Source organism: Exiguobacterium algae (assembly GCF_018617875.1).
Classification (GTDB): Bacteria; Bacillota; Bacilli; order Exiguobacteriales; family Exiguobacteriaceae; genus Exiguobacterium; species Exiguobacterium algae.
The window spans coordinates 196,626-209,620 of record NZ_JACSKZ010000002.1 but is presented as its reverse complement, the minus strand read 5'-3'; the positions used below and the strand labels follow the sequence as shown (position 1 = coordinate 209,620).

General features: G+C 47.7%; 17 protein-coding genes. All 17 read left to right on the top strand.

The genetic code is table 11. The features are described from left to right. Positions 1-28 precede the first annotated feature (28 nt). The 17 genes from codY to fliY all read left to right on the top strand — a co-directional run bounded on the left by codY (position 29) and on the right by fliY (position 12,987). Positions 29-808, top strand: a complete 780-nt coding sequence (codY, locus tag KNP03_RS06270) for a GTP-sensing pleiotropic transcriptional regulator CodY (RefSeq protein ID WP_214826875.1) — start codon at positions 29-31, stop codon at positions 806-808. Between the two features lie 273 nt (positions 809-1,081). Beyond that, positions 1,082-1,450 (top strand): flagellar basal body rod protein FlgB, encoded by a 369-nt coding sequence (gene flgB, locus KNP03_RS06265; RefSeq protein ID WP_214826873.1) that lies wholly within the window; start codon positions 1,082-1,084, stop codon positions 1,448-1,450. 2 nt (positions 1,451-1,452) lie between these two features. After that, positions 1,453-1,881 (top strand): flagellar basal body rod protein FlgC, encoded by a 429-nt coding sequence (flgC, locus tag KNP03_RS06260; protein WP_214826870.1) that lies wholly within the window; start codon positions 1,453-1,455, stop codon positions 1,879-1,881. Positions 1,882-1,894: 13 nt separating this feature from the next. Continuing rightward, positions 1,895-2,176, top strand: a complete 282-nt coding sequence (gene fliE, locus KNP03_RS06255; RefSeq protein WP_214826867.1) for a flagellar hook-basal body complex protein FliE — start codon at positions 1,895-1,897, stop codon at positions 2,174-2,176. Between the two features lie 22 nt (positions 2,177-2,198). Beyond that, a complete protein-coding gene (gene fliF, locus KNP03_RS06250) occupies positions 2,199-3,767 on the top strand; it encodes a flagellar basal-body MS-ring/collar protein FliF (protein ID WP_214826863.1) in 1,569 nt (522 codons plus the stop codon). Between the two features lie 5 nt (positions 3,768-3,772). Further along, positions 3,773-4,780 carry a flagellar motor switch protein FliG gene (gene fliG / locus KNP03_RS06245; RefSeq protein WP_214826860.1) on the top strand — a complete coding sequence of 336 codons (1,008 nt, stop codon included), beginning with the start codon at positions 3,773-3,775 and terminating at the stop codon, positions 4,778-4,780. Then, positions 4,764-5,489 (top strand): FliH/SctL family protein, encoded by a 726-nt coding sequence (locus KNP03_RS06240; protein ID WP_214826857.1) that lies wholly within the window; start codon positions 4,764-4,766, stop codon positions 5,487-5,489. Before fliG ends, KNP03_RS06240 begins: the two co-directional genes overlap by 17 nt. After that, positions 5,476-6,792, top strand: coding sequence for a flagellar protein export ATPase FliI (gene fliI, locus KNP03_RS06235; RefSeq protein WP_214826854.1), 1,317 nt, complete (start codon positions 5,476-5,478; stop codon positions 6,790-6,792). Before KNP03_RS06240 ends, fliI begins: the two co-directional genes overlap by 14 nt. Then, on the top strand, positions 6,792-7,226 hold the full coding sequence (locus KNP03_RS06230) for a flagellar FliJ family protein (RefSeq protein ID WP_214826851.1): 435 nt from the start codon (positions 6,792-6,794) through the stop codon (positions 7,224-7,226). Before fliI ends, KNP03_RS06230 begins: the two co-directional genes overlap by 1 nt. Before the next feature lie 4 nt (positions 7,227-7,230). Then, entirely contained in the window at positions 7,231-7,788 is a 558-nt protein-coding gene (locus KNP03_RS06225) for a MotE family protein (protein WP_214826848.1), read from the top strand. A gap of 25 nt (positions 7,789-7,813) precedes the next feature. Further along, positions 7,814-8,884 carry a flagellar hook-length control protein FliK gene (locus KNP03_RS06220; RefSeq protein WP_338082713.1) on the top strand — a complete coding sequence of 357 codons (1,071 nt, stop codon included), beginning with the start codon at positions 7,814-7,816 and terminating at the stop codon, positions 8,882-8,884. Continuing rightward, entirely contained in the window at positions 8,856-9,290 is a 435-nt protein-coding gene (locus tag KNP03_RS06215) for a flagellar hook capping FlgD N-terminal domain-containing protein (RefSeq protein WP_214826835.1), read from the top strand. Before KNP03_RS06220 ends, KNP03_RS06215 begins: the two co-directional genes overlap by 29 nt. An 11-nt stretch (positions 9,291-9,301) precedes the next feature. Continuing rightward, positions 9,302-10,189 (top strand): flagellar basal body rod protein FlgG, encoded by an 888-nt coding sequence (gene flgG / locus KNP03_RS06210; protein WP_214826832.1) that lies wholly within the window; start codon positions 9,302-9,304, stop codon positions 10,187-10,189. Next, positions 10,189-10,407 carry a flagellar FlbD family protein gene (locus KNP03_RS06205; RefSeq protein WP_214826829.1) on the top strand — a complete coding sequence of 73 codons (219 nt, stop codon included), beginning with the start codon at positions 10,189-10,191 and terminating at the stop codon, positions 10,405-10,407. Before flgG ends, KNP03_RS06205 begins: the two co-directional genes overlap by 1 nt. Then, entirely contained in the window at positions 10,400-10,849 is a 450-nt protein-coding gene (locus tag KNP03_RS06200; protein ID WP_214826826.1) for a flagellar basal body-associated FliL family protein, read from the top strand. The genes KNP03_RS06205 and KNP03_RS06200 overlap by 8 nt, the downstream gene beginning before the upstream one ends. Positions 10,850-10,858: 9 nt before the next feature. Beyond that, positions 10,859-11,848: a flagellar motor switch protein FliM gene (gene fliM, locus KNP03_RS06195; protein WP_214826823.1), complete on the top strand. Its 990-nt coding sequence runs from the start codon at positions 10,859-10,861 to the stop codon at positions 11,846-11,848. Next, entirely contained in the window at positions 11,845-12,987 is a 1,143-nt protein-coding gene (gene fliY / locus KNP03_RS06190) for a flagellar motor switch phosphatase FliY (protein ID WP_214826820.1), read from the top strand. Before fliM ends, fliY begins: the two co-directional genes overlap by 4 nt. The last annotated feature ends 8 nt before the right edge of the window (positions 12,988-12,995 follow it).

Below are 12,995 nucleotides of genomic sequence, written 5' to 3'. Positions count from 1 at the left end.
ATGCATATACAGGGAGGAAATTTACATTATGAACTTACTAGACAAAACACGCCAATTAAACACAATGCTTCAACAGGAAGCCAGTGCACATGTTGACTTCAAAGAAATGGCGGACAAGATGCGCGAAGTGCTCGAGTCCAATACGTTTATCGTGAGCAGACGGGGCCGCTTACTCGGATTTGCTATCAAACAACAGATTGAGAATGAGCGGATGAAGGCGTTTCTTGTCGATCGACAATTCCCGGAACCGTATGCTTCAAACTTGTTTAACGTGAAAGAAACGACGGCGAACATTGATATCGATAGTGAATATACAGCCTTCCCGGTTGAGAACCATGACTTGTTCCTCAACTCGAAAACGACGATTGTCCCAATCATCGGTGGAGGAGAGCGTTTAGGTACACTCGTACTCGGTCGCTTGACTAATGAATTCACTGAAGATGACCTCGTTCTTGCAGAGTATAGTGCTACAGTCGTAGGCATGGAGATTCTTCGTGAAAAAGCGGCAGAAGCTGAAACATCGGCCCGTAAAAAAGCAGTCGTCCAAATGGCAATCAATTCACTTTCTTATTCGGAACTTGAAGCCATTGAGCACATTTTTGAAGAGCTTGGAGGAAACGAAGGGTTGTTAGTCGCTTCCAAAATTGCCGACCGTGTGGGAATTACGCGCTCTGTTATTGTCAACGCGCTTCGTAAACTAGAGAGCGCCGGTGTAATAGAATCACGTTCACTCGGTATGAAAGGAACATATATCAAGATACTAAATGACAACTTTTTATTCGAGTTACAAAAACTAAAATCGAATTAAATGACAGGATTTTATGTGTATTTACCCATGAATCTCCTTCGTTTAGGGACTTTTTTCCTAAAAAACCGCTTTCTTTTATGAAGAAGCGGTTTTTTTTAGTGCGAAAGTAATCATTTTCAGAATTTGTCGTAAATTCGACAAATTCGGGTCATACCATTTACCTGTTTTAACAAAAATATCTTTCAGTTCTGTTACAGATTTGTTTCAATGAAATAGTACAATTTCCAAATCAGGTATATACATGTATTCATCTATCGAAAGTGAGTGAGGTTCATGAGTTGGATCGGCAGCGATTATCAATTATTAAAACAAGCAGTCAATCATGCAGTCCTGAATCAAAAAGTGATCAGTCATAATCTCTCGAATATTGATACTCCGAACTTTAAAGCGAAGCAAGCCGTCTTTGAAGAGACATTGCACACCGAGATGCGACTAAAACTAGAGGGCGGACGACCTAGCGATTCGGCGACTTCAAAAATTGTCGATCGGGCAGGCGGTGCAATGAGAAGTGATGGAAACAACGTAGATTTAGATTATGAAATGAGTGAGTTGGCACGAAACCAGCTTCAATATGAGGCGATGATGGAACAATTGAATCGTCGACTTGGGGGAATAAAATCAGTCATTAGAGGAGGTCGTTAACGATGGGAATGTTCGATAGCTTTCATATATCTGCTACTGCACTGACGTCTCAACGGTTACGCATGGACACTGTGTCCGCGAACATTGCCAACGCACAGACAACGCGTGGCAAGCTCGTTGACGGTGAATGGCAGCCTTACACACGGAAAATGACGGTTCTTCAAGAGGCGCCGTTTCGAAAGCGGTTAAATGACGTTAGCGGAGGGGTCCAGGTGGCTCAAATCGTAGAAGATGAGAGTCCGTATAAGTTGGTATACAACCCGAGCCATCCGGATGCGGATGAACGAGGGTATGTTCAAATGCCAAACGTCGACCTGTTAAAAGAAATGGTGGACCTCATGGGGGCAACAAGGTCCTATGAAGCGAACATCGCGGCGATGAATGCCTCAAAGGCAATGCTCGTAAAAGCGATGGAGATTGGAAAAGGATAAGGAGTGAAGGTGGATGCAGATTAACCCAATTCAGTTGATGCCGATTGAACAAACGGTTTCAACAAAACAAACAAGCCCATCTCAATTCGGGTCATATTTGAATGAAGCCATTAAATCGCTAAATGAGACACAGCAGGCGACAAGTGCGGCGCGAGTCGATTTAGCACTTGGCAAAGCAGACCTTCATCAAGTCATGATTCAAAGCGAAGAGTCGTCGATTGCGATGCAACTTGCCATCGAGGTGCGGAACAAGGCTGTGGAAGCCTATCAAGAAATGATGCGAATGCAAGTTTAATTGTAGAGGATGACGAGTTGCGATGAATGAAAAGCTAAAAGAACGTTTCAAGTCAGTGACCGATTCTCTAAATGCGATGCCTTCAAGCCGGAAGAAGTTTTGGGGAATCATCGCCGCGGTAATCCTGATTGCCGCTTCGGTGCTGACATTTATGATAGCAAGGCCAAACATGGCCCCTCTATATACAAACTTGTCTGCTCAAGAGGCAGGTGAAGTGACCGAACAATTGACTGCTGACGGTGTGAAGTCCGAAATCAAGGCGACATCGAATGGCGTGAGCGTCTACGTACCGAGTGCGATGGTCGACCAACTGAAAGTGAGCTTGGCGGCAGCCGGGATTCCGAGGTCAGGCTCGATTGACTATAGTTTCTTCAGTGAGAATGCAGGCTTCGGTACGACCGACCGGGAAATGGCGGTAATCGAAAGAAGTGCAATGCAAACCGAGTTGGAACGCTTAATCACCCAAATCGAAGGAATCAATCAAGCGAAGGTCGTCATCTCGATACCTGAAAAGTCAGTTTTCCTGGCAGAAGATCAAGGGGAGCCAACCGCTTCGATTGTGTTGAACCTTGGAGCAGGAACCAACTTAGAACCAAATACGGTTAAAGGCTTGTATCACTTGATTAGCAAAAGTGTACCGAACTTAAAACCGGAGAACATCTCGATCATGGACCAATACTTCACTTACTATGATCTGGACCAAACGGTGACAGCAAGCGGGGGATCGACGGACCCGTTGGCGCTGAAGCGACAAGTCGAAAAGGAAGTACGTCAGCAAATCCAACAAATGTTAGCGGTTCTTCTCGGTGAACGGAGTGTCTTAGTATCTGTGACAGCTGATATCGATACGACACAAACATCGGAAGAACAAAAGCTCGTCACCCCAGTGGATGATGAAAACATGGAAGGGATTGTCACATCGGCTGAGCGAATCGCCGAGGCTTACACCGGCGGGACCGGAACAGCCACCGGGGCAGGAACAGGGGACAATGATACCATCAATTTCCCTGCGGCAACGGGCGATAGCTCAGAAGAAAGTGAAAAGAATCATGAAATCATCAATTATGAAGTAAACCGTATTACAAAACAAATCCAAAACGCACCGTACACAATCCGTGACCTCGGTGTCCAATTGATTGTCGAACCCCCGGATGGCGCGACGACGATCGATCCACAACTTGAAGGCGATTTGGAGACGATGATGTATTCGATTATTCGGACATCCCTTGCCAAAACAGACGAGGCGTTGACAGACGCCGAACTCGAGCAAAAAGTAGTCGTCGTCTCAAGACCATTTGCTGAAGTCGAAGAAGTCGCTGCATCTGTCCAGCAACAGGAATGGTGGATGTACGCTGCAGGTGCCGGAGCAGTTGTCTTACTTGCTCTCTTATTCTTTGCGATGCGAAGACGTAAGAAAGATGACGGGGAAGAACGAAGTGAGTGGGAAGTTCCTTACGAGGACGAAGTGCCGGACCTTGATCTTGAAGAACGAGGTGAAGGGGCAGTCAAGAAGAAACAGTTGGAGAAATTGGCAGAAAGTAACCCAGAAGAATTCGCCAAACTTCTTCGTACATGGATGTCTGAGGAGTGAGTAACGTGAACTACGCAAAACAATCAAATCGAGAAAAAGCAGCGATGCTCATGATTTCCCTAGGTCCTGAAGTGGCGGCAAACGTGTATAAGCATTTGTCTGAAGAAGAAATGGAACAGCTGACGCTACAGATTTCAGCATTGAAAAAAGTGTCTCCTGAAGAAAAGGAAAGCATTCTTGGTGAGTTTCATGAACTTGCGATGGCTCAAAGTTATATCACGCAAGGTGGAATCGGATTTGCAAAAACCGTTTTGGAAAAGGCGGTAGGAGAGGATAAGGCGATGGCATTAATTCATCGCCTGACGTCCACTCTCCAAGTACGTCCGTTCGAGTTTGCCCGTAAAGCGGACCCGAAACAGCTGCTCAACTTTATTCAAAATGAGCATCCCCAGACGATCGCATTGATATTGGCCCATTTAGAACCAGTCAAATCGGGTCAAATCTTATCCGAATTGACCCCTGAGATTCAATCAGAGGTGGCGAAACGGATTGCGACGATGGATCGCCTGAACCCGGATGTGATTCATGAAGTCGAACAAATATTAGAGAAGAACCTGTCTCAAACGGACATGCAAGACTATGCCCAGTCTGGTGGCATCGAGGCTGTCGTTGAAGTGTTGAACGGTGTCGATCGAACGACTGAACGGACGATACTCGATGCACTTGAAATCGAAGACCCAGAACTCGCCGAAGAAATCAAAAAGCGGATGTTCGTATTCGAAGACATCGTCACGCTCGACTCTCGTGCGATTCAGCGGATCATTCGGGAAGTGGCGAACGACGATTTACTACTCGCGCTCAAAGTATCTTCGGAAGAAGTCAAACAAGTCATCTTCAAGAACATGTCACAGCGAATGGTCGAAACATTCAAAGAAGATATGGAATTTATGGGTCCTGTTCGATTGCGTGACGTCGAAGAAGCCCAAAGCCGGATCGTCGGGATTATTCGTCGCTTAGAAGATGTCGGTGAGATTGTGATTAGTCGAGGTGGAGGAGATGACATCGTTGTCTAACGTGATTAAACGGCAACGGGCGACTACGAATGAGCCCTTGCGAATTGAGTCCAAGTCCCTTTTGAAACCGGTACTAGAACAGAGCCCGACCCTTGATCATGAACAAACGATCCAAGAACGCTACGCAGAACTAGAGCGTGCGGAAGAAGCATTTCGACAGTATCAAGAGCAAGAGTTGAAACAGTTGGCAGAAACGAAGAGTCAAACGCTCGATCTCGCAAGACAAGAAGGCTACGAAGCGGGCTTCATACAAGGGAAGTCCGAAGGAAGAGCGGAGTTTGAAGAGGTGACCACTCGGTTGAACTCGGTATCCGTCGAACTTGAACAATGGTATGAAGAAAAATGGCGACAGTCGGAGCAGGATTTGGTGAAGCTAGCCGTGTCCATTAGTGAACAAGTGACAACGGAACTTGTGAGAAATGAGGAGGCGCTGTTTGCCGACATGATTCGTCGCCAGCTAACGCACCATGTCGATGCCGAGTCTTTGATGATTTTTGTACACCCAACCCGATTGGCTTCGATTCAACGCTTTGAGTCGGAGTGGGTCACACCGGATACTCCCCCACTCAAATATCGGGGAGATGCTTCCGTGAGCGAGACCTCCGTGCGAATCGAATCTCCTCAAAAAGGGGCTGAGATTGACTTAGCATACAGCTTCGAACGCATTCAGTCCAAAATCGAGGAGGTTTTATCCGATGGCGCTTATTGAACGGATGATTGAGACAATTGAACGTTCAAACGAAGATGAATACTCCCGGAAAATCGGCCGTGTTTGTCGTGTTGTCGGACTGATGATTGAATCGAACGGCCCGAGCGCTTTCGTCGGGGAGCGCTGCCTCATCCATTTGCCATTCGGAGAACCGGTAGAGGCTGAAGTCGTCGGCTTTAATGAGGATCGTGTGCTATTGATGCCTTATGGGGAAACGATGCAAATTGCTCCGGGATGTCTTGTCAAAGGGACGGGACGGATGTTGCAAGTACCGGTTGGTGAGGAATTGATCGGTCAAGTCCTCGATGGACTCGGCCGGCCATTGTCAGGTGAAACACTATCGACCGGCTTCCGCTACGATGTGCAACGTAAACCACCCAATCCGATGAACCGTCCAAGAATACTCGATGCCCTGTCGACGGGAGTTCGGATGATTGATGGGCTACTTACGGTTGGAAAAGGACAGCGCGTCGGACTTTTTGCCGGATCAGGAGTAGGGAAGTCGACTCTCCTCGGGATGATTGCGAAACGTTCGTCAGCAGATATCAATGTCATTGCCCTCATCGGAGAACGGGGACGGGAAGTGAAAGAGTTCATCGAGAAAGAACTAGGTCCTGAAGGAATGGCCCGATCAGTCGTGATCGTTGCAACGAGCGACCAGCCACCGCTCGTTCGATTAAAAGGCGCATACACGGCGACGGCCATCGCGGAATATTTTCGGGATCAGGGGAAAGAAGTCGTCTTGATGATGGATTCGGTGACTCGTTTTGCAATGGCACAACGTGAAATCGGATTGGCAACCGGGGAACCCCCGACATCGAAAGGATATACCCCTTCCGTGTTCGCTCTGCTTCCACAACTGTTGGAACGCAGCGGCACATCCGCGAATGGCTCAATCACGGCCTTCTACACGGTACTAGTAGATGGCGATGATATGAATGAACCGATTGCGGATGCGGTCCGCGGGATTTTAGACGGACATTTCGTTATGGACCGTTCCCTTGCGAACAGAGGGCAATTCCCGGCGATTCATGTGTTGAAGTCAATCAGTCGAGTCATGAATCAGATTGCGACTGAACCACATCGGGAGTTCGCACAAACGTTCCGAAGCTGGCTTGCCACTTACTTAGACGCAGAAGACCTGATCAACATCGGGGCTTATAAGAAAGGAACGAATCCTTCCATCGATACAGCAATCGAGATGTATCCGCGGTTGCTGACGTTCCTGAAACAATCCATCGAAGAAGATGCTGATTTTGAGCAAACTTTGAAGCAACTCGCTGAGATTGCACGAGGTGAATGATGAACAAACTCATATTAGAACGCATCATGCCAATCGCAGAACACGAAAAAGAAGGAGCGGCCACTGAGGCGAGAAGCCTGAAGGCACGCTTTGAATCAGAGATGGAAAAATTATATGAGTTGCTTGTTACATACGAGACGCTCATCAAACATCAGGACGAGCAGTTCGGACAAATCGATTTACTGATGTCTCAATATCGCGAAAAAACGCGAGAGCAAGTGAAGCGTCAAATCGAAACACAACAGTTAGTCGTTCAACAGGCTCGCAACCGCTATCATGCATCGCAGGAACGGTTGCTCGGAAAAGTCGTTGAGGAAAAGAAATATATGACGCTACATGAGAAGGTAAGCGAAAATGAAATGGCCGCGACCAAGCTTGCAGAACAAAGCATGCTCGATGAGCTCGCCGTCATTCACTACGGGAAAGGGAAATGATTGAATGGGTTCAGAGAACAACAAGCGTGGAAAACAGATGATCGTTGCGTTAGTCCTTGTCCCAGCCATCTTTTTACTCGTCGGTGGGATCGTCGTCATGAATTATGCGATGGACCGCCCGCTATTATCCGTTCCATTTCTTGAAGTCGGAAGTGGAAGCTTGACGGATGAGGCAACCGAGAAGACGGTCAACGTGACAGGGATCGATTCTGAAACGACGAATCGCTTGAAAGCCGCAAACAGTGAGATTGAAAAATTGCGTGCCGAAAATGTCGAGTTGACGAACGAAGTGAAGGCGAGACAGGAAGAGATTACAGATCTCATTCGTGAACGCGATCAATTGAACGCGCAGATCAAATCCGCCGAAGAAGCGGAGTCCACTTCGGACATTACGAATGTATATGAAGAAATGTCCGCGAAACAAGCGGCAGCCATCATGGAACAGCTTGAAAGTCCGCAAGTGGCCGAGCTGCTTAAAGAACTTTCACCAAAGCAACAGGCAGATATATTAGGTCGTATGGATGCTCAACAAGCCGCCGTCGTCACGCAACTTCTAAAATAAGGATTTCAGGGGAGGAGGAAACATCGTGAATATCGCATTACTTACGCAGGGGATGCAGGGATTATCGGGAAGCACGAGTGAGACAGGTGACGCGCCGCAAGGTATGTTCTTAGAGTTGCTCTCCTCGATGCTCGGTAGTACGAATCCGCTTTTGTCATTAGAGGAAAACGCAGACAAGGAGAGCAACGGCTCTCTTACTGGTGAGACGATTGATGTAGACGGTTTGCAAGAACAGCTTGAAACCTGGTTACAACAACCTGAAACCTTGCAGTGGCTGAAGACTTTACCAAAAGATGCTTATCGAAGCTTCATGGATGCGTATATTGGTTTACTGGCTCAACTTGCTCCAGTTTCGACGAGTGAAATGACCGCTACTCCAGAAGCGTCCTCTCAAATCGGCATGCAGGCTACCGCCTCGTCCGTGATGAGCACGCTCATTCAACCAAATGGAAAAAGTGCGGGTGGAGAAGTTGCGTCAAAGGTTGAACAAAACGTTCAAACGCTTCGCCAAATCGTCAGTCAATTCAGCGGGACGCTCGGTCAGTCCTCTAAACCGCTTCCGTTCCAAGCAAAACCTGAACCGTTGCCGACAACTGGTCCGGTACAGGATAAGGCGGTCACCGACTGGGTACCGAAAGGGTTGAACTGGTCCAAACCACAAATCGATGCAGAGTCTGTCATGTACGCTTCAAAAGGCTCTTTACCGGAAAATCTACAGGCGCGGATTGAGGCAGCGCTTCAAAAAGCGCCGTTCAAAAGTGGTGCTGACGGGTCAAAGGTCTTCACCGTCCGACTTTATCCCGAACAGCTGGGTGAGCTCGTCGTGAAGTTGGAACGACAAAACGGTGAACTGGTTGTCAAACTGTTCGCAAGCAACCAGGAAGCGAAGCAGTTGTTGCAATCACAAGTTCAACAATTACAGCAAACGCTACACCCGTTGTCGCAGCAAGTTCGCGTCGAAGTGAGCATGACGCAACAGGCACTAGACGTGAAGTCGAACCTGTTTGACGGTTCGGACCATCCGGATTCAGAGCAACCGCAGGAACATGCGAAAGGAGAAGCAGAAGATGACGACCATCCAACCGAAGATGAATGATTATACGTTGCCGGATCAGTCGATGCCAAAAGCAACCAATCAATATGATAAAGACATGTTTATGAAATTATTGCTCGCTCAAATTGCGAACCAAGACCCGATGTCACCGATGGAAGACCGTGAGTTCATCGCACAAATGGCTCAGTTCTCATCACTTGAACAAATGCAGACCATCTCCAAGCAACTGGATTCGGTATTAGTCGACCGGCATATGGCTTCGATCTCCGAATTTAGTAACATGATCGGAAAAACGGTCGACTATACGATTGAAACCGACAAAGAAACAACAAAAGGTTCAGGACAGGTGTTGTCAATCTCTCGAACAGATGAGACTGGATATATGGCCGACCTGGACGATGGCACGTCAGTCAGTGTTTACAATATTACTTCCATCAAACAAGCATAGGGGGATTTATCATGTTAAGAGCAATGTATTCTGGTATTAGTGGTTTGAAGAACTTCCAATCGAAGCTCGATGTTGTAGGTAACAACATTGCCAACGTCAATACATTCGGTTATAAAAAAGGCCGCGTCACATTCAAAGATCTTGTGAGTCAACAAGTTGGTAGTGCTTCAGGTGGAAACGGGACGACAACCGGAGGGATTAACCCGAAAGAAGTAGGTCTTGGGGGAACGATGGCGACAGTCGATAACGTCTATAACCAGGGCGCTATGCAAAATACTGGTCGTGCCTTGGATGTCGGAATCTCGGGTGAAGGATTCTACGTCACACGTACGGAGGCTGGCTTCCAATATACGCGAGCGGGTAACTTCTATACGGATAATGACGGGAACCTGGTAACAGGGGACGGGACATTCCTTCTCGCGTCGCTCACAGATACACCGCCTGCAGCCGATCCGACTTTGGCTTCAGTGGAAACAGCACTTACGCCATATGATCCGACAGCAGGGGCGCCAGCCGATGCATACGGTCGAATCCAAATCCCGCCAACGGCAAAAGCCGTCTCAGTCGCGAAAGACGGGAAAGTGAGTTTTGTGGATGACACGGGCGCACTTCAAGTGGCAGGTTATATCATAACGGCGAACTTTGCCAACAACGCGGGTCTTTCAAAAACAGGAGCGAACAACTTCTCGGAATCACAAAACTCCGGTGCACCACAATTCGGAATTGCGGGAGCTGAAGGCCGTGGAACACTCGTCTCGGGTGCACTTGAAATGTCGAACGTCGACTTATCAGAAGAGTTCACAGAAATGATTGTCGCACAACGTGGTTTCCAGGCGAACACACGAATCATCACAACTTCAGACGAGATTCTCCAAGAACTCGTAAACTTGAAACGCTGATGATTTCCGTCACAGCTTTTCGCGGGGAGGAATTCGTGCTTAACGCGCTATTCATCGAGACGGTGAAAGCAGAGCCAGACACGATCATCCATCTGTATAACGGTAAGACGTATATCGTCAAAGAAACGAAAGAACAAGTCCTCGAGAGAACGACAGCTTTCTACCGTTCAATCGGACTTGTCGGAACCATGGTCACAAGAGGTGAGGAAGATGAGTGAGGAAAAGAAAAAGGGAGGCGGCATGAAAGTGCTGATCATCCTGATCGTTGTCCTGCTCGTCATGGGCGGTGCCGGATTCATGACATATAAATATGTCTTTGGGGACAATGTCACAGCAGAAACGAAACCGGTCTCAGCGGAAGAACTGTCAGAGCGAAGCTTTATGACAGATGACATGACGACAAATATTCAAGATGAGCGCTTCATCAACGTTCAATTTACAATCGTTACCGACTCGATCGAGACGAAAGAGGACTTGGAATTACGAAAGTTTCAAGTGAATAACGTCATTCTTGGTGATTTGGCGGGGATGACAAAGTCGAAACTCACGACAAAAGAAGATATGCAAAAGTTTGAGCAGACATTGCGAGAACAAATCAACGGGCTTCTCGAAGAAGGCGAAGTCCAGCGCGTCTATATGACGAAGAAAATCATTCAGTGAGGTGGCATCATGGGAGAAGTACTGTCTCAACAAGAAATTGATGCCCTGTTATCCGCATTAAGTAGCGGTGATGTCGAAGCGGACTCATTTCTGGCTCAAGAGGAAGAGAAAAAAGTTCGTCAATACGACTTCAAACGAGCGGTCCGATTCTCGAAAGATCAGATCCGAAGTTTGACTCGAATCCATGAGCATTTTACAAGGATGCTGACGACGTTTTTCTCCGCACAACTGCGGACATACGTACAGTTCACAGTGAATTCGGTCGAACAATTGCCGTATGATGAATTTATTCATTCCATTCCAAGCATGACGATGATCAACTTGATTGAAGCACCACCGCTGAACGGACGGTTTATCATCGAAGTGAACCCGAACATCTCTTATGCCATGTTAGACCGGCTACTCGGCGGTCCGGGTGTGGAGATGGATAAAATTGAGACGTTCACTGAAATTGAAATGCGGATTTTGACACAGCTGTACAGACGGGCCTTCTCGACATATGGCGATGCATGGGAATCCATTGCCGAAGTAAAGGCTCAAATGTCGGCGGTTGAAGTAAATCCACAGTTCCTTCAGCTCGTTTCACCGAACGAAACGGTCGTGTTGATTTCGATTGGTGTGACAATCGGTGAGGTCAGCGGAACCATCAACGTATGTTTGCCATTTGTCACGATTGAACCGGTCCTTTCAAAATTATCGAGTCACTATTGGATGCAAGAGGCGAACAGACGAAACGCAAGTGGAACGAGTAAAGAACCACTGAAGGCACAATTGATGAATTCAACGGTGGAAGTTGTTTCCTTACTGGGTGAAACGACCATCACATTCGGTGATTTGTTGCATCTTGAGGTGGGGGACTGTTTGACATTAGATCAATTGGCGAAAGAACCGCTATCGGTCATGGTAGGGGACAATAAAGTGTTTAAAGGGCAAGTCGGTGTGAGCGGTAAGCGAATGGCGGTCCAAGTGCTTCACCGCGCGAAGGAGGAAGAGCAATGAGTGAGATGTTGTCACAAGATGAAATCGATGCGTTACTGCGCGGGACGAGCGACAATGCGCCGACGCCAAAGGTCGAGACGAAAGTGGAAGAACATTTAGATTCGATGGAAAGCGATGCGCTAGGCGAAATCGGAAATATTTCATTTGGTAATTCGGCGACTGCTTTGTCTACGCTGTTACAACAAAAAGTTGAAATCACGACGCCTGTTGTCAGTGAAGTGACAGTAGATGCGCTACGTGAACGATATCCGACACCGCATGTCGCATTGCGTGTCGGTTATACAGAAGGAATCAAAGGGGAAAATGTCCTCGTCTTGACACGAGGAGATGCAGCGATTATTTCAGACCTCATGCTAGGGGGGACAGGGGAGAATGTTGACCCTGAAAGCCTGGATGAGATTCGCTTATCAGCTGTACAAGAGGCGATGAACCAAATGATGGGTGCCGCTGCGACCTCTCTATCAACAGTGTTCGCGAAGAAAATTGATATTTCACCCCCGCTCGTCGAAGTGTTCGATGCGACAAAAAACCAAACGATCATCGATCGACTCGAGTTATGGGATACGATGGTTCTGATCGAATTCGATTTGAAAGTCGGTACATTGATCGATTCAACAATCGTTCAAATTGCACCAATCGAATTTGGGAAACAGCTCGTCAACGAATTGCTAAACGCGACAACGAGTTCTGCTACACCCAAAGTGGAAGCTCCCAAAGCGCAGCCTGTCAAACAGGAAGCGCCGAAGATGGAAGCCCCTCAACCGCAAGCTGCACCGCAAGTGACGCCGCAAGTTGAGCGTCAACCAAAAGCGATGCCGGAAGTGGCGGTGAGTCAGGCGGAATTCATGCCGCTCCATTCGCCTTCGGCACAAGAAGCGGCTCCGGCCAACCTTGGCTTACTATATGATGTCCCCCTCAATGTAACAGTTGAACTCGGGCGGACGAAAAAGTCGGTTCGGGAAGTGCTCGAACTTTCCCAAGGCTCGATTATCGAACTCGACAAGCTTGCAGGTGAACCGGTTGATATTTACGTCAACCAGCAACGAATCGCCCGTGGAGAAGTAGTGGTCATTGAAGAAAACTTCGGGGTACGTGTAACAGAAATTATTCAACCGCATGAGCGGATCGGAATTGTTTAAGGAGGAAT